Raw genomic sequence first — 17,748 nt, 5'->3', positions numbered from 1 at the left:
AATAAATTGATTAACTCTTATTTTATCTAATATGGTATTACCATACTAGATAAAGTAAGAGTTAGTAGTCTTGCTCTAAATAGAATGAATTATTTTTTTGCCATAAAACTATAACTAACTCTTTTATATCTCACGATTTAGGTTGATGGTAAGTGGTCAGTTGATATGATTGATAAAAAAAATAGAGGTGTTATGATTGACCGGAAACCGTTCGAGAACTATCACATTGGTAGCGATTTTGTTTATAATCGTGATATCCGCAATTGTACTCTTGATTCGATACCCAGATAAGTTTGAAATCATCTACGGTGCGGCTGGAGCTTCTATGGCAGCGATCGCCTTATACATAAGCATGCGAGCAGCCGACATTTCAGAAGCCGCACAGAAAGACTCCAGTAGATCCGCTGATGCGACAGAAAGATCCACGGAAATCGCGCAGCAAGCCAGAGAAGATTCAAAATTGTCAGCTGAAATTGCGCGCGATGCATTGCAACTCGCTCTTCAAGATTCGATGTATGCAAGGGAACGATTCCGAAGCGAAAGAGGACCGATACTCAACTTGCAGAAATCCCAAATGTGTATTCCGTTGATCATACCATTCATTCCTTCAAATTCAATCGATCCAGATGACCATACATCAAAATGGGATTATAGTACGATTATTCTCTCAAACGAAGGGGTAGGAATAGCGACAACGGTAGACCTTAGTTGGGATTTTAGCAATGCTGAAGAGTATGATCGTTTTAGTTTTTACACAAGCGAAATCATCAAACCATCCTACACTTTACAGGAGTTGTCGAGAGTAAAAGACATTTTTCCGGCCTATGGTTTAGAAGTGAAGTTTGTCGAGTTGGATGGTATCAGAAGCCTCGCTTTTCAGGGCACACCAGGCGACGTAGCACGAGAAGAAAAGCTTATGTTTAAAAGGACAAGACATGCGCAATCCGACGGTCTCTCAAGAGTCGGAGCACTGAAAAATGGAGAACAAATTACGTTTGATTTACCCTGGACTTACCTAGCCTTAGCGCAACAATTCTTTTTAGAACGACTCATGGTGATGAGCGAAGAAAAGCAATTAATTGAGGGTTCAGATAGTGACGTGGAAAAGTGGAAAACGCCAACTCCTCGTTTGCGAATTCGTATTGAATATGTAGATGCGATACTTGAACACTTGAATGATTTCAATGGATCGTCACGGGTAAAGGAATTCGAGATCACTTGTTCAGACAATGTCGATTTAGTTTATGTAGGTAAAGAAGATCGACCAGACCATTATTCGGAGCTTGCAATGCGCTGTCACTTCAACATCCAAACGATATTTGATCGACCGCTATCCACGTTATCAACGGGGGAGGAAACGATAGATGGAAGTACTAAACCGACTAAAAGATGACTAGGCGAACAGCGCTGATTGTAACGTGACAATCACAGTTAGCAAAAAAGAAATAAGAGAACGCCCTCCGCGATGGAGGGCGTTTTCTAGCGATGCGTGACAGCTTGAAAGAGCCGGGAGATTTTATCCTTGCAGTAGTTCATGTCGATGATGACTTCAAGCAATCGTGCGGCACTCCGTTCTTGCCGACGCGGCACTCGTTTTCTTTTTCTTGTTCAATCGACCAGCCCTTCTAATGGGTATGAAAGTTGGCTTCAGTGTACGATAACAATTTCCAGTTGGTACGTTGGGAAAATATATCTTATTTCGGATGGAAACAAGAAAATTCGGTATGTGACGACCGGGTTATTTCTCATAAGATACGAGATGTTCGTTGGCCTTCAAAGAGACTGCGTGCTGGATTGAAATCGTGCTCGTGTTTAACGGCGTGTTCCCGTAACGAGTATTCTCCAAATTCGGATTTGTTGACGATATTAATAGTAAGGCGAGTATCAACTTGTTGGTGTTGTTCTTCTTCGAGTTCGAATGGTTCCATGGGAGTAATCTAACCGATTGAGCTACCTTCCTTCACCCTACTAACCACAGTTATATGCGGACAAAAAAAGAATTGCCAATGTTTAAGTTGTATACAACCATATATGTACTTATATACACGTGTGTAGATATGCAATAAGTACAGCAGGTTCAGGCTCCTGATCGAGCTGAAACAAGCGATTTGACGGGCAAACAGTTTATAGAATCGTTCGTGCATGTGCAGGACGTGGACCATCGCTTGCGTGAGCTCCGGTTCGAGACCATGTACTTCGACATCGCATTTTGTGCTTCGGAGATCAGCAGTGCCTCGATCTCCGTCAGGGCGTATGACAAGCATTTCGCATAGATCAATCGCTGCTCGAAGAGCGACTTCGGATGATTGACGAGACTGTTTTACTTGCTGAAGGTATGAATGATGACGGGAAGATCGAAGGTGATGAGATCCTGAAGAAAAGTGGGAGAACGATATTCATCATATATCATGTTTCCCCCTATTCGAGGGCATGAGTACGGTAGGGCATGTACAACCATACATCAACACATAAGTACAAAATATATCAAAATATGTACTTATATTTTAAGCAAAGAAAAAGCACTCAAGGCGCTAGTGTAATGTTCTCTCGTCGCTCGATGGCTGGAGCATCTTCTTGAGTTGCGGGAGATGATGCTGATACCCGTTAATCGTGTTCTCCGACTTCTCGATGCTTTTGTTCAGTTCCGCGATCCGACTGTCGATCTGCTTCATGCGACTTGCCCTTTCCAGATCGTCTACGGGAACCAGACGGACGTATTCCTTGTCCGCGAGCAGCTGGTCGAGTTCTTCTTGATAGACGTGAACGTTCATGATGAGGACGAACATTTCGTCGGTTGTTGAGTGGTGTTGTGTCACCCTAATAATCACATCATAAGCGCTTCATAATAACCTGAATAATGACAATTAATTTTCCAATTACACAGTGTATTTCCTCCTTCACCACGTTAAATAATCAATTTTTTCCTCTTCGTAAACGTATTGATGTGTCGATTTCAGACGTGTTTTCGTATAGATTAAATCAGGTAATGCAACTGAGTGATTACACGCAATCAAATCAGTGGGAATCAGAAACTTTTATTTTATTTCAAGTACTTAATTCAAAATAAAAAAATTATGTGAACTACATAATTAGGTGAGAGTGCGTTCGCATCTAAGTATTTGGATAATGAAGAATATAAATGGCTCAATAGCAATAACAAAATGTCGTGAAATTATCATTTCACGCAAAGATGTGAAAAAAGTCTAAAACCTAAAAGTCAAAGAAGAATCTATCTGTCATCGGTATTTACAATGAAAACAGGAAAAAAGTCGGATTCCCGTTCATTTGCACTGAGTCGGGTGGTTAGTCGTTAGAAAGGATCTCGATGCAACTGAGAGCGAAATCACAAAAAGAGGTATTCGAATGGGGAATTTGGATATATTCGATTAATTTCTCACAAAAGGGGAAATCATTGAAGATGATTGTGTAGTATCATATGTGTGCCGAGATGAAGCTTGATCCATAATTACTCGAGGTCAACCCACAAAATGAGTTCGGAAAGGGGCTTGTTTTCTACATAAACGAAGCCGATGGGTCTGAAGCATGGTGCAAACGGCATGATGTTCGCATCATATATGGCACAAAAAGCGGAACATTTCCCGCAATACATCAAAATTATCCTGAACGGTTTGCAAGCGGAGTAGGGGTGATCGTTTATGCCGGAAAAACTCATCTGTCGCCTATAAAAATGCGTGAGGCACTCTTTTGGGCTAGCGCTCTCTTTGTTTTACATGGGCTTGAATACGCTGTGCGTAAATTCTAATTTCTCCACTGCAACAAGAACGGTATCAAGATCGTTCACCATAATACATGCAGAGCTTCAAGTACGGACAATGTGGCTGCGATTTGGAAAGAGATACATCTGTTTACCATTGTTCTTATCAAAAAATGCTAGCGGTATATGAAATAAAAATATTTCGCGATTTCGGTGGACTTCACGGGAGATGGTGGGGCAAGTCCTCGGAAAGATATTTCCACGTCGAACCGAGATAGACCCACAACCGGTCGGCTGGACTTTCTTCTCCGAATGTCGCCTGCGCATTTTCGACAGAAGTCTTGAGTGGCCTATCTTGTCCGGCTGATAGTTTGCTCATATCTCTCTCCTTAACCGTAATACTTATTCATGAAGTTTGCTAAAGTAGATCATTTACTTCAGCGAGTGCGCTCACTGTCGTCGCGATATCATCCTCGATAAATATGTTTTCCGCCAGGACGAGATAGGCGAAAAAATTCGAAGGAAAGCCTTGCCGACGACGATACCGTGAACTTAGCGCTGGTCAGATATCCATACATCGATCGCGCCCATCGACACTATAGAGTTCTGACCCCTGCCGTATCTCACTTCGCGATCCGGTACCATCTATTAAAATCGTTCCAGTCCGCATCGTTTGAAGCATTCAACTTGGCGATGTTTTCATCATCTATTTCCCAAACTTCGAACTGTGGTTTCCCTATCGAGACGTCCTTCGTATGATAGAGTATTTCCTATTCGATTACGAGTGTTGCGATCGCCTTTTCGAGACTTGCATCGTGATTCCTCCCGTTCTTCTTCATGTGTACATGTACTTACGTATGATCGTACTTATGTACACAAGTATATTTGTATGTAATCATACATGTACTCATGTATGGACGTATGGTTATACTCGTCCTAAACGTTAAATTGAAGCGGATATACTTTGGTTTCTCTTTAATCATGGCGATAAAGATGTCGTCCATACATGCGTCCGTCAGGGGAACAGGTCACCGGCTCAAAAAATCTTGGCTGTCAATTCCTCGCTCACCACCCAAAAAAAATTGGTTACGGAACTTTATCCGCGCACCTGCTCGACTGGCAATGTGTTTACAGTTATGCGTTTTCCTCGCGTGGTCTCATCTCTTTCTTTTTTTTCGAATTGATTATCATGTAGTAAGCAAAAGCATAAGATACATTGTTATCCGCGTCACGCTCATGATAGTCAATCCCATTGAAAGTTAGATATGATACGCCGACGCCTCATTGTAGATGATGAAGAACGTTTTTCCAGTTTGATTCGCCGGAATTCTATGTTCTTTTGCGATGGCATTTGTTTTGTAGAGTAGTAGCTCGCTTCGTTTATAATATTTCAATCGACGAAATTATTTCATGAGGACGCCCCGTTAATATCATGATCATGGAGTTCCGGATTGTCGTGAATGTTGCAGATCCGTTTAAAGCCGTAAAGAATAGAACGTGTTCGATGAACGACTGGACGTAACCGTCAGCTTTCTCTCGTTTGAATTTCATGAATCCGAAATACATACGATTCGCGTTATAGATGAGGAACATGTCAAAATGATATTTCTGACGCGACTCGTTTTTGATGCGGAAAATGTCACCGGTGTAATCTGGCGTATAGTTCTCAAAAATCATTTCGTATCGTCCTTCTAGTGGTGTATCTCTGACGATGCTCGCTCTTGTGGACAATTGAGATTGGGATGTTGTAATTGATGGCACGGAGTTTCGTGACTTTCCGGTGGACACCAGCCGAATGGATGAATACCTTTTTCGAATCGAATCAGATTTCCTCCTTGCCCTCTTCATATATAACGTATCCAAAGCTACCTTCTTGTTCTTTATAGGCTTCACGCCTTGCGTCGGTACCATCGTCGCAATGTAGATGATCCGCTTTTCAAAGATCAACTTGTATCTACACTCACAGTGGCGATACTTCAATTTACTTTGTTAAGAGTTGTAGACGTGCGAATTGTTTTCCGGTCATGTCTTTGATTTGCATGGATTCGAGTTGTTTGCGTTCCTTGCGAGTGATGAGATTTCCGAGTGTAGTGGCGACTGTGACGATGGCTCCCAAACGTTTTAGTTCTTGTTTTGTTGATTCGTGCATGATGATTTCCTCCTTTAGTGTGGTTGGTTTTGTTCACCATACTAATCACAGTTAACCGCCATAAAAAAAGGAAGAGACCGCGGCCCCTTCCATTTCAATCTGTCTGCTCGCGGTCATCGATGAATCCGTGGAGCTCAATCTCATACAATACTCCATCCTCATGATAACTCCGCATGGCCAGCTCAAATCCATTCCGGGTCAGCCGTTGAAGAAACGACAGCGGAACGGATCCACGGTAGGCGACGAAACCACAGGTCATCAGGACTTGAGTCAATACGCCGCGTTCATCCGTGTGTAAAAATGCATTTCCTTTTTTGACCACACTGTACGGTTCGTCATAGATGAACGTCCGATACGTCGGTTGCGGCATTCGGATTTCTCGTCCCCCTCGTGTCCCGTCTGGCAACAATACCCGATCATCGATGAAATGCGGCAAACTGATTTCGATTTCCGGATTCGGATGCCAATCATCAAACCCGAACGATTTCAGTTGATACTCGATGCCATTTGCTTCAAGCGTCTCGAGCAAAGCAAATTGGAACACGGATAGCTTCCCTTCCACGCAGATGAACCCCCGCTGTTGCAACAAGCGGAGCACATCGTCTCCTTGATGCAGCTTTTCGACGAGACCCTTTTGTTCCAACTCGGTGTAGCGGATGATTGGTTCTTTGACTGCTTGACTTTTCACTACGATCCCTCCCACCACCTAGTTATTCTCTTTTTTTCCCGTTCTCCCGCTATCTACACATGAAAAAGACGCGGAAGTCGATTCCGCGTCGCTGATTTATTTATCCCGGTCGTCGATGAAGTGAGGCAGGCTGAACTCATAGTCTTCCCCACCGCAAATTGCGTATGGAAGACGCGGAGATTATATTCCGTTCCGACTTCTCGCAAAGACTTCACCATTTTCGTGATCGCATTGATATTCTTACTCGACAGCTTCGCAAATCCGTACGTCAAAAGCGTCTTCATTCCGTCTTCTGCCGTTTGGGAGTTATGGACGCCGCTTCCTCCGTTCACCAGTGCTTTGATCTCCGTCAATGTAATCGGGCGCGCGGTCTGTTTTTGTTGCCGTGTCTTATGCTGCATCGTCATTCCCATCCGCTCCATTTCCAGTGATGATCACCGCGTTCGTTGGTGTCTCTTCTATTATACGAGGCAAGCAGCAACGGATTTCATCGGGTAAAAAAAAGCACGACCGAAGTCGCGCTCAATATTCATCGACTCGCCCTTCGTACCAGAGTTGACCGTAGAGCGGTTCGTCGGTGTAGCGGGCGTTGAACTTGAATTTCTTCTCGCCAAGCGTCCAGTAGAAATGCGGGAAACAACGTTTCTTCCAAATCCATGACCATTTGCCGATTTGATGAATCTTGGCTTTACCGCGGGAGCGGAGTTTTGCCTTGAGTGCTTCGCGCAGACAATTGCTGTGCTTCGCGTTGTTCATGATGATTCCTCCTTTTGGTGTGATTCACCTTACCAATCACAGTTAACGAGACGAATCATGGAACGGTCACAAAGTCTATCCGAGTGTCGCCAGCGTCGCAGGAAGTACGACGAGAAAATTGAGTATCGAACAATATTAACTTTTCGATACATCGCTTTATCAACAAATGTCCTATTTATCGCGTTTTTTGCAAGTACGGGTGTAGGGAGGATGCAAAATGGATTGCCGTCGTCGGCGTCGTTTTCTCTAGCAATACCAGCGTTTCGTTTTCGGCGTCACACCGAATGACCGCGCATCTTTTCAAATTTCATGACACAATGACGTACATGAGGAACGCATGCATCAAAAGGAAATCCACTCTCCTTTTGACCTCCTCTCGTTTTCCCGAATGGAAGAATTATTCCGGATGGCGCGGCATAGAATACAGGGAAGAAAAGGGTGTCCGCATCTGCGACATTATCAGACACCTTTTCCCGACTGCTCGAACGTCTGAGCGTGATATTCAAAAAGTTTGCGTCGTATATTGACTTTGAAACTTCTAATGGTTTCGATGAAAAAGTATCGAGGTGACAAGCCATTTTGGTCACGCGGCGGCCTTTTATTTCGGGTTCCCAGTCCGGCATTTGTATTCGCTCCGAAATGCGAATCGCATCTGACCGACTGACGAACAAGCAGCGAGCACCCCTTTCGGTCTCGTTAAAGCCGCGGAGCCACTTTGCTATAATCGGGATTCTTCGATTCCGTCACAATCATACAAACCCTACGCTGTGAATCTCGTTTCGAGCCGTTCGCGGTCACAGTTTTCATATATGCTCTAAATAGTTCTTGGAGAGACGTTGCCGGTTCAGCTGGCCGGTAGCGGATCCATTGATCCATTGGACGTCCGGTCATCTCTGATGGATCAGGGCGGATGACGCGGTGTCCATCGCAAAAAAAACTTGTCCAAAGTAGCGGACGTTTTACTTTTATACCCTACAATGAAACGGAAGAGCGCGATGTAATCGGTGGTCTACCTTGTCAAGTTTTATATTTTCAACATCGTGTCTCCCTTTTCGCCTTCTTCCTGCTATTAATAGTAGGGGGAAAAAAGGCGATATATCGGTTTCACACTCAAAAAGGCGCTTTGTTTCGCACCTATTTTAACCCCTGTGGTTCCGTAGTACAATGGGGAACACGTTCTGAGCGGAGTAACTTTTTTGGATGCCAAGATGGCTTGATATCGCCATCGAATCGGCAAACTAAAGTTTTACTTCTGAAAGAGGCAGCCGTTCGGAAATTTATGTAGTAGAATACTTTATCGGACAAATCATTTCAGGTGTCTGAAACGGGGCGTTCATACGTTTTATCGGTGCAAAGCCCGGATCGGCCGTCCGGCGCGGAGCCACCATATCTTTTACCGTCGCATGACCTTCTATTTTCGAGGTTCAGGAAATCAGAATGGACCACGTTTTTGCACACAAAAAAACTTTTAGCAGAAGGAGCGCTTCCCTCCCCGCTTTTTGATTTTTTTTCGTGGCTTACGGAAACCAAAGTCGTATCACTAAATGTTCTTTACTCTAAAAACCCAAGTGATACGCTATACCTACGTTAACGAAGCCTTTTATTCAAGCTATCCGATCGACTAAATGTTCGGAAGCCATACAAAAAACGCAGTATTCACGCGGAAAAGCGCAAAAATCGACATAAACAATGCACCTACGTTGCAAGAACAGGGGCAGACGCCGGCTGACGGCCTCTCACAGCCTCTGACCGAAATGGTTTTCATAATGTTGATCGATCATAATAAAGGTACAAGGAAACGCGGCGGCGACGCGGATATCCAGGCTGTTTCTCAACCGGTACCGTTGAGGAAGAGCGGGATTGCGGATCATGATTCCGGGGTATAAAATAGGAACATATGTTCTCTATTTTTCGAAACCCCGAGGAGTGATTCACAATGGCACGATACGTCGATCGCGGAAACTTGAAATGGATACCGTTCTTAATGCCGGAACACAAGGCCATGCTGCAGAAGTATTGCCGGGAAGTACATCAACTGGATGTCTCGAATTACGATGAGCGCCTTGATCCACTTATTGAAAATGTACTGAATGATGCCATCTTTAACGGAGGACTCCTCCGTATCGTCGCGCATCGCAACGGAATCGAATATAAGTTCGACACATACGTTGAGAAACTCAACTATGAAAAGGACACTGTTTTACTACGAAAAAGTAATTTCCAAGAAGAAATCGTACGCTTCGATCAGCTGATTGGTGCCTCGAAAGTCTTCTAAGTATATGCCCGGTACGCGACCATTTCCCTCGAAACGAGCGGAGTCGTCCGATGCCAACACGCCACGAAAATGTCCGATTTCGACATATATCTGTCGAAAATGGACAATAAATGAGCGAATTTGCTTGTTTTAGTAGTCGTATTAAGGGTAATATACTTATGAAGGATACGTGGTACTATCCGGACCCGCCTGGGGGCACACTTGTCTTTATGCTTATTACAAAGGACAAGCTGAGAAATAATACACAGGAGCATCTCACTGGAGAATGTCCAGTCGTACCGTACGATTAATTTTCGGGAGTGACCCTTTTTCAAGGGTCGCTCTTTTTTGTAGATTTCAATCTAAGGGGATTAATCGTGATGAACCAACATAAAAAACGTCCTGACTTCTTTGATCAGGTTACTTTGTTTGGTCTACTCGAAATGTACGAACAGCATTTCGCGAACAAGACCTATATTTACGAGACTGACAACAAAGTCTCACCGCTTCAGATTCATTTCAAATACAATCAGTTCGTTCATTTGACCGGGTTGCATAATTTCAAGCTAGGGAGAAACTCTGAAATCATCGCCATGATCAAGTCGGGTGAGCTGACGATCGCTACGCTTAAAGAGAAGAACCCGCAAGCGTATGAAGATAAAGAGTACCGCATCATGTTTTTCAGTAAAATGGTAGAACTGATGGCAAGCCCGAAAATTGGTGAAAGAACAAAAGGACCGGGCAAGGTCATGTTTTATTGTTATGACATCCAGTACAACTGGGTGTACTACCTGGGAGTCAGCAACGTCGACTCCGAAGACCCGGCCATCTTTTACCCGATGACGTTCATCGAGGACCAGGGGCCGAAAGCGAAGAACGCGGATCGTATTCAAGCGCCTTACAAATCGATGCGGATTCTTGATGCGAACGGACAAGAAATTCACAGCGTATCGTTCAAAAAATAAAACGAGAAAGAACGATCTTCGGATCGTTCTTTTTTTGTTCTCTTTCACTCGACCACGTTACGAATTGCGAAAAAAGGAGTATCCTCATGAGCCGACCCAAAGCATATGCTCCTGTTGAGGGATACCGTTATCAGCTGTTCTATAAACATCCTGAAGTACGAGAACTGGATCATCTCGATTATGCGAAAGATCAAACCGAACTGTTTTACATGTTGGAAGAATATCATCTATGTATGACACCGGGCACACTGCGTTACTTGCAGCTGCCCAAGCGGTATTGGTCAAAGGAAGGAAAACCCACATGAAACGCATCATCCGCATGATCAACCTGTTTGAACACTACGAATTGCCGTCTCACGTCCGTCCTGTCGCCCTCTAGCATCTTTACGAACAAATGATAGCCGTGCGTCCAGTTTGACAGCGATGACATGAAAAAGAGCGTAGAAGCCTTCCTCGATCGTTTCCTTATGAAAGCACCGCTTCTAGTGATCGATGTCGAGGAGTAAACCTTCGAGGTGCAGTTCGAAGATGCCGGATTTTCGTTTCTATCCGAAGACGAACGGCCAGAACGAACGAATCGAATCGATTCAACGCATCGTACGCCGATGAATCAGCGGGTCAGTGTTTCTTGACCGGCGTCTATACCGATTGTTATTTCTTTGACTATTTCGAAGAAAAAGGGGACACGTCGACCGCATCGCTCGAGCAAGATATCACACGAGCGGTCCTTCGGCTTGCAGAAGTTCATCTATGATATGAGTACCGACCTGAGTACGGAAGGGACGCTCGTCGAGTATGGACGGGATCATCACCTGCTTTATTTCACGAAGGATGGATTCCCGTATCAGAAAGTTCAACAAACCTGGCAGGTGATATCATGATGCTTGAAGGAAAGATTGATCGGCTCATCAAAAAACACGTCGTGACCTATCAGGAAGACTGGTACGATATGAACCTCCATTTCTATCGGCAATATCCTTATGGTCTCTTGTTACTCCGTCGTCACGGCGTCGAATATTTTTGTGGCGCGAAGTGCGAGGTCTATGAACGGGAGACATTCCACTATTACTTCAATCAGCAAGTGACCGAGCAAAGTGATCGCAATCACTTCTTCCGGATCGACGAGGAGGAAAATCTGAGAAGTCCCACCACTGCGCGCCAAGTTACTTTTGAACACATTCAAAGTAAACGAATGCCCGTACGTAAACATTCACAATCCATACAAACATACATGTGCATATATACTCACGTGTGTTTGTACACATTCCGGTATATACAAATCTACACCTGTCACAACTCGCCAAAATTGATTTTTTTAGGTACGATGAACGAGTCAAAACTGTAAAGGGGATATTAGCATGCCTGAGACGAGCAATCAAAAAGGTCGTGAACAATATCAAAACGAATACATGCAATCACGGGTCGTCATGGATCTGACGAACAAGGAAATCCGTCGCCTGAAGAAAAAAATCAAGAAGATGCAGGACAAGATCAAAGTGTATGAAACAACTCAGTCGAACATCAAAATGTTGCCCGTCGCGGAACTCTTGATCGAACCAATTAAAAAACATGTCGGGCAACGATTATTCCCAAAGAGTGAATGGCAGCATTTCTGGTATTTAGTCCCCGGTGATATTAAATACATCGAGAACTTCTGGATCGGTGACAATAGCGTGCATTGCCTCATCGTCTATCAAAATGATTCGTCTTTACCCGACCTATCGTATCTCGGTCACCCGACCGATAAGAAAATTGAAGAAGGTAGCGTCGCCATCGGATATCGAGAAGACCGCCATCACTATGACCTTCCGGAAGAGTACGATGAAATCACGGATATCGTCCTCGACCTTTATTCGAAGGAAAACTATGAGTTGTTCCTGGAACGATTCCCGACCGAAGTAAAACTATTTACGTGATGTCGTGTGTATATGTACTCACGTATGGTTATACTCAAGTATATTTTCATGGTTGTACACACAGGGAACACTGTCAGTAAGCAATTTTTATTATAAGAAAAGGGAGACAATCGATGCGCTACCAGTCCAAACTACGACCGGTCGTAGCGTTTTACTTTGGTGTCGACACGTGGTCAACATGGTTTTTCGAGAGCGGAGGACACGTTCACACGTGACTTCTGCATCATCCGGATGACGCCGCCCGTCTATTGTCCGGAAGGGGATTTCCTGATTTATTCTGAAGGACATATTTCGTACCAATCAAAGCAAGATTTTGAGAAGTTCCATGATGCGTTACCGGACGAGGAAAGTAGTTTACGGTCGATGGCGAGTTCGTGATTTTGTATAGCTATGGATTGCGTAGCAATCAACGAGCTACCATTATCAAGCAAAGTAATAGCGTTTCAAAGAGATCGTCGAGAAAGTCGTTCGACAAGGTCTCGACGTTCGCAATACGAAAAAAAAGCTGCCATATCGGCAGCTCTTCAGATTGTAGACAAACCCTCATTCGTAATTGAAATGAGGGTTTGTTGTATGTAATCCCTATTAAAGCATAGTGAAGACATGGATTCCCACCTATTCGAGCATTCAGAGATCGATCCGTTGACTTCTTTCTTTACTTACTGATCTCGTACAGTTTGATAAATTCTTATATGTTGAGGAAAACGGAAGAGAGTGATTTACTGGAATAGGGTATGATCCGGTCACTCCAATATCTGAGTTCAGGCATGCTTTATTCCTGCTTTTCTCTAGGATAACAGGTTGTCCTGCTATCTTATAACTCATTTCATCCGTTGGATGAAGAAATTGAAACAATCTCCTCAATTATTTTTTATCTCAGCATTATATTTTTAATCTCTTTTGTTTTTTATTTTAGATGTCCTTTTACGATCATGATTGTTTGCTTATCTCCGCTCTCTTTTGAAAATATGAACCGAAGGTAGCCAGCCAAATAAGCTTCTTATCGTTCTACAACTATAGAAAAGCCATAAGAGCAAGAGAAACCTCCGCTCTTATGGCTGTGTTCAGAAACGCTTACTTCTCAGAAAGCATGTAATGAAATCCGTTTTCTGACTTGATAGATGTAAACTCCTTACGCATTCTAGTTAAAATCTGTAGTCGTTCTTGAATCAGCGCAACGATTTCTTCATCTGTCAGGTCGAAATCTAGAAAAACACCGTAACTAAAAATATCCTCGTTAAACAAATCCAAAGCGCTAAAGTCACCAGTGCGACGTTGGAGCTGCTTTCCGAGTTCACGGATTTTACTGTCAACATCACGTTGCTGCGCTAAAGTAATTCGGTCACTCCAATATCTGAGTTTAGGCATGCGTTACTCCTCCTTTCCTTTAGGATCACAGGTTGTCCTGCCATCTTATAACTCATCTCATCCGTTGGATGAAGAAATTGAAACAATCTCCTCAATTATTTTTTTATCTCAGCATTATATTTTTAATCTCTCCTATTTTTTTATTTCAGATGTCCTTTCACGATCATGATTGTTTGCCTATCTCCGTTCTCTTTTGAAAATATGAACCGAAAATAGCCAGCTCAATAAGCTTCTTATCGTTAAGAAACAAGCCATAAGAGCAGGAGCAATCTTCGCTCTTATGGCTGTGTTCAGAATCGCTTACTTCTTAGAAAACATGTAATGAAACTTGAGTAGTATTTTAAACTGATGTTTTATCGAGTTCTTTGTGACTCTTTTTAGATTTTCTGCGATACCCAATTTATTTTTTTATTGTATTTGCGTTTGGTATGCGTATCGTATTTAGTAGCATTCGGAAAACGTTATGAATCGAGTGTTGTATCGAAAACGTCAGGTAACAATTGACCGTGTCTTCGCAGACGCAAAAGAAAAGCATGGTATGCGTTGTCCCCGTTACCGCGAAGTTAAAAAACGACGCTTCAAGCAATATTTTCTTTCATTGCCTTGAATCTTAAAAAGCTCGCGGATTGGTCTTGAGATCCCTGTGGGGTCTATATCTTATTCGTATTTTAGTCACCATTACATACAACAAACCCTCATTTCAATTACGAAATGAGGGTTTGTCTACAATCTGAAGAGCTGCTATATCGGTAGCTCTTCGTTTATTGTCCAGCTTTATCGAGAGCTTCTTCGATGACTTTTGCCATTGAAATTTCTTTGTCGAAAGCAATTTGACGAAGGCGTCTGTGTAATTCCCTTGGTACTTGTACCGTATGACGTTGCGTCGTTTGCGGTAAAAGTGGACTACGTTTACCAGTGCGTGATGTATTTTTCAATAAGTCTTCGTTCATACGTTTGCTCATGAGGTAACCTCCTCTTCAGAGTTAAATTGATTAATGCGACCGATCAGTTCAAGAGCGAACTCACGGTATTGTTTAAGAGCATCTTTGTCCCAGCGATCGCCATCTTCGTCGAGTAGACCGTGTTCTCCCCAAGACTTGATACGCTCGCGGTATAGGATTGTCGAATCGAACATTGCATCTCCAAATTGCTCCGCTGCTTGTTTCATGACTCGCGTATCACTACTTGCCCCCTTCGTGAAGATGACAGATAGAATACCAGCGATTTGAAGATCTTCATTGAAGTACGTGATTGTTTCAGCAAGATACGGTAAGAACTTTTGTGCTGCCCGGAGAGACGTACCATGTGTCTGCAAAGAAATCACGAGAAAATCTGAAGCTACGAACGCGTTGTTTGCGTTATCCGATAACGTCGGTGGAATATCGATGAAAATGAAATCGTACTCCTCACGTAATGGTTCAATCAATGCATGAAGGACACTTGCACGTGCCTTGAGTCCCCTGAATTTATTCAAATACAGTTGCAATCCGACTAGGTCAAAATCAGATGCAATCAAGTCGAGATTTTCACGGACATTGTATAAGGCAAGCTTCAAGTCTCCCGCTTGAAACGCTTCGAACACGGTCATATTCTCGTCTAGATTCAAATCAGGCATTAAGAACGCTGTCGCATCGGCTTGAGGATCGAAGTCAACGACGAGAGTTTTAAACCCCATCTTTGCAACTTCGTGAGCGACACCGACTGTCGTTGTCGACTTTCCAGATCCACCCTTGAAGTTCGAAATATTGATGACGATGGCTTGTTTCGACATGAAAAGAAACCTCCCTATGAAAAAATATTTTCATTCATAATACGATGAGTTATACACTGTGATTAAGTATTTAGCCTGTATGGTTGTACACATTACTTATTAAGAATACCAGTTCAAGGAGAACGACAGCAAGGTGAAAAATAGAGTACCGAGATATTACGAAAGAAATCAGGCATAATCCCATCGGATTATCAGTTAAATCTTAGAAAAACGTACGTCAATTATGTGTAGTATAACCAATAGATCGAATCATTTTATAACGAGTTTCTTCTATATAAAAACTAAAATTAAAAATAAACTATCGTTCTCCTGTATGGTTGTACTCATGTACTTATGTATGGTTAAATACATATACACACATATATATGTACTTACGTATAGTTAAACACTTTCATTCATGTACTTTCCGCTGTCTTGTACTCATATATAGATGTGTACATATACATTTCTACACATGTTTTCAACTTATACTTTTTAAGTTAAAAACGATGTCTCATGATATGCTAATTACAATGACTTAAGGAGGAGATGCATTATGGATTCTACATCATCCACACAGCATAGACAGCTCGTTGTTTCTCAAGCAGCGAAGACATTGCTCGAAAATGATGTCACTGAACAGCTTGCATCCATTGATATCGCTGACGTAGAAACATATGTCAATCAACTTTATGAAGAATACTATGAATATCAAAATGAAGAAGACGTTTATACTAAGCTCCGTTACTATTCGTTCAAAAAACTAAAACGTCGCTGGGTCCGCTCAGCAATTCGAAATTATCTTGAAAACAAGGGACCAATGAAAGAGCTGCGGGGACTCCACAAAATGTACCTCGAATTTTGGAATATTGCAGGGAAAGAAGGCTTCCATCGAAAGTTTTCTGTTGCTAGCGTTGAACAATTAATGCAAGAACACATACGTGAACTAGAAGAATGGGCTGAAAATAATAATCTCTTAATCCATACGTATCCACATTGGGGACAAAAGACTAAGAATCAACGAACAACGACCATGCGAACTGATATCCTCATGGTTATTGGTGAAGTGGCTAAGGAATTAAAACGTGCACAACCAAAAGCGCATGTAGCGACGTCTACCTCGATCACCGTACCGTTCTTCGGTCTAGCAGATCGTATGAAGAACACGACCGAGAAGTTTAACCAAGGGGAAGGAACTTTGACGGACCTTTCACTAGACTTGCATGATTACTCAGCCGTCGTACCTAAATACAAGCAGGGTGTACCAAATAACCTCTCCGTCCTCGTTAGCAACGAGTTCCTTGCTGAACTAGATGGAAAGGTGCCTGATCTTGATTCACGTGATTTTGAAGCGTTCAACGAAATTCTTTCTTATCGCGATCTGACTTTCCAAACGAATCGAAAGATTGTGTTCCCTATCTCAAAGTTGGTCAAGAAGATTTATGGGAATGACAGCGGGAAGAGCTATACCCTTACAACGCAGCGCCTCGTTAAGTTAGGTTACTATCGGGTCGCGGTACGTAATGAGGATGGTGACCTTTCCATCTTCGGTCTATTTTCGTCCGTCAAAATCAGTGGAGCATCTGCTATCCAGCGCGACACGCAAATCACTGTGACTGTCTCGGAGGAGGTCTATGACGATCTGCTGAAGCAACAGATTATAAGCATCTACGGAGAGCAAATCGAACGATTGAAGGGCACGTTCGCCTATCATCTGTCGTTCGTCCTACAAAAAGAACGCCTCAACTCTTTCCAACTCAAGGAGGAGATGCCGGCGAAGCGGCACTGGCGACAGTTCACGCACTCTATCCGGTTCAATAAAAGTCGGAAAGCAGAAAACTTAAAGGAACTCGAAACGAATCTTGATCGAATTAAAGAACTCGATTTTATTATTCAAGACTGGCATCGTTCAGGAGATTATTACTTTCTTTACTTCCACCCCTTAGAACGTTGGGAACTTGATGATCGCAGCAATGTTCTTTCACTGTAAAAATAGAAACATTAAAATAGGTATAGAACAACTCAATCTAATCGTATTATTGCCAATAGTACATGGGTAGTAGCGTATCGACTGAACGTCAATAAGGAGAGGACTATGCAATCGTTAATACAAGCAGGACTAATTTTTTTAATTATACTTTTAATTCTCAGAATGAAGAAAAAGGGGACTTTAAAACTTACAAGAAA

General features: G+C 42.9%; 19 protein-coding genes. 7 read left to right on the top strand and 12 right to left on the bottom strand.

Features of this window, described 5'->3' with window-relative positions; genetic code table 11:
- Positions 1-325 precede the first annotated feature (325 nt).
- Entirely contained in the window at positions 326-1,393 is a 1,068-nt protein-coding gene (locus DVG79_RS15845) for a hypothetical protein (RefSeq protein WP_147269830.1), read from the top strand.
- 1,138 nt (positions 1,394-2,531) lie between these two features.
- Here the strand turns inward: DVG79_RS15845 and DVG79_RS15835 are convergent.
- From DVG79_RS15835 to DVG79_RS15810, 8 genes are all read right to left on the bottom strand, one after another.
- On the bottom strand, positions 2,532-2,816 hold the full coding sequence (locus tag DVG79_RS15835) for a hypothetical protein (protein ID WP_147269829.1): 285 nt from the start codon (positions 2,814-2,816) through the stop codon (positions 2,532-2,534).
- Positions 2,817-3,935: 1,119 nt separating this feature from the next.
- The gene (locus DVG79_RS16140; protein ID WP_158537552.1) at positions 3,936-4,094 is read right to left on the bottom strand and encodes a hypothetical protein; all 159 of its coding nucleotides are present in this window, start codon (positions 4,092-4,094) and stop codon (positions 3,936-3,938) included.
- Positions 4,095-5,095: 1,001 nt separating this feature from the next.
- A complete protein-coding gene (locus DVG79_RS15830; RefSeq protein WP_114597533.1) occupies positions 5,096-5,392 on the bottom strand; it encodes a hypothetical protein in 297 nt (98 codons plus the stop codon).
- Between the two features lie 304 nt (positions 5,393-5,696).
- Entirely contained in the window at positions 5,697-5,864 is a 168-nt protein-coding gene (locus DVG79_RS16135; RefSeq protein WP_158537551.1) for a hypothetical protein, read from the bottom strand.
- A gap of 94 nt (positions 5,865-5,958) precedes the next feature.
- Positions 5,959-6,552, bottom strand: a complete 594-nt coding sequence (locus DVG79_RS15825; protein WP_114597532.1) for a hypothetical protein — start codon at positions 6,550-6,552, stop codon at positions 5,959-5,961.
- Positions 6,553-6,605: 53 nt separating this feature from the next.
- Positions 6,606-6,959 (bottom strand): hypothetical protein, encoded by a 354-nt coding sequence (locus tag DVG79_RS15820; RefSeq protein ID WP_147269828.1) that lies wholly within the window; start codon positions 6,957-6,959, stop codon positions 6,606-6,608.
- Between the two features lie 115 nt (positions 6,960-7,074).
- Positions 7,075-7,308: a hypothetical protein gene (locus DVG79_RS15815; RefSeq protein WP_114597530.1), complete on the bottom strand. Its 234-nt coding sequence runs from the start codon at positions 7,306-7,308 to the stop codon at positions 7,075-7,077.
- Between the two features lie 275 nt (positions 7,309-7,583).
- On the bottom strand, positions 7,584-7,979 hold the full coding sequence (locus DVG79_RS15810; protein WP_114597529.1) for a hypothetical protein: 396 nt from the start codon (positions 7,977-7,979) through the stop codon (positions 7,584-7,586).
- 1,265 nt (positions 7,980-9,244) lie between these two features.
- Between DVG79_RS15810 and DVG79_RS15800 the strand changes: the two genes are divergently transcribed.
- The 3 genes from DVG79_RS15800 to DVG79_RS15790 all read left to right on the top strand — a co-directional run bounded on the left by DVG79_RS15800 (position 9,245) and on the right by DVG79_RS15790 (position 10,832).
- Entirely contained in the window at positions 9,245-9,583 is a 339-nt protein-coding gene (locus tag DVG79_RS15800) for a YolD-like family protein (protein ID WP_114597527.1), read from the top strand.
- 359 nt (positions 9,584-9,942) lie between these two features.
- Positions 9,943-10,527 carry a PBECR4 domain-containing protein gene (locus DVG79_RS15795; protein WP_114597526.1) on the top strand — a complete coding sequence of 195 codons (585 nt, stop codon included), beginning with the start codon at positions 9,943-9,945 and terminating at the stop codon, positions 10,525-10,527.
- Positions 10,528-10,613: 86 nt separating this feature from the next.
- On the top strand, positions 10,614-10,832 hold the full coding sequence (locus DVG79_RS15790; RefSeq protein ID WP_114597525.1) for a hypothetical protein: 219 nt from the start codon (positions 10,614-10,616) through the stop codon (positions 10,830-10,832).
- A gap of 686 nt (positions 10,833-11,518) precedes the next feature.
- On the opposite strand, the gene DVG79_RS16060 is transcribed toward DVG79_RS15790, so the two are convergent.
- Positions 11,519-11,710, bottom strand: a complete 192-nt coding sequence (locus DVG79_RS16060) for a hypothetical protein (RefSeq protein WP_147269827.1) — start codon at positions 11,708-11,710, stop codon at positions 11,519-11,521.
- A gap of 175 nt (positions 11,711-11,885) precedes the next feature.
- Here DVG79_RS16060 and DVG79_RS15780 point away from each other — a divergent pair, with 175 nt between their 5' ends.
- Positions 11,886-12,443: a hypothetical protein gene (locus DVG79_RS15780; RefSeq protein WP_114597523.1), complete on the top strand. Its 558-nt coding sequence runs from the start codon at positions 11,886-11,888 to the stop codon at positions 12,441-12,443.
- Between the two features lie 159 nt (positions 12,444-12,602).
- A complete protein-coding gene (locus DVG79_RS16055) occupies positions 12,603-12,821 on the top strand; it encodes a hypothetical protein (protein ID WP_147269826.1) in 219 nt (72 codons plus the stop codon).
- 696 nt (positions 12,822-13,517) lie between these two features.
- Here DVG79_RS16055 and DVG79_RS15775 read toward each other — a convergent pair.
- From DVG79_RS15775 to DVG79_RS15765, 3 genes are all read right to left on the bottom strand, one after another.
- Entirely contained in the window at positions 13,518-13,811 is a 294-nt protein-coding gene (locus tag DVG79_RS15775; RefSeq protein ID WP_114597522.1) for a hypothetical protein, read from the bottom strand.
- Positions 13,812-14,572: 761 nt separating this feature from the next.
- The gene (locus DVG79_RS15770) at positions 14,573-14,773 is read right to left on the bottom strand and encodes a hypothetical protein (RefSeq protein WP_050678793.1); all 201 of its coding nucleotides are present in this window, start codon (positions 14,771-14,773) and stop codon (positions 14,573-14,575) included.
- Positions 14,770-15,582: a ParA family protein gene (locus tag DVG79_RS15765; protein ID WP_050678792.1), complete on the bottom strand. Its 813-nt coding sequence runs from the start codon at positions 15,580-15,582 to the stop codon at positions 14,770-14,772. The genes DVG79_RS15770 and DVG79_RS15765 overlap by 4 nt, the downstream gene beginning before the upstream one ends.
- A 535-nt stretch (positions 15,583-16,117) precedes the next feature.
- Here DVG79_RS15765 and DVG79_RS15760 point away from each other — a divergent pair.
- Complete coding sequence (locus tag DVG79_RS15760) at positions 16,118-17,551, top strand: hypothetical protein (RefSeq protein WP_114597521.1); 1,434 nt, start codon at positions 16,118-16,120, stop codon at positions 17,549-17,551.
- The last annotated feature ends 197 nt before the right edge of the window (positions 17,552-17,748 follow it).

It is taken from the genome of Exiguobacterium sp. RIT594 (assembly GCF_003339585.1).
Lineage (GTDB): Bacteria > Bacillota > Bacilli > Exiguobacteriales > Exiguobacteriaceae > Exiguobacterium_A.
This window is presented reverse-complemented; position numbering and strand designations above follow the sequence as displayed.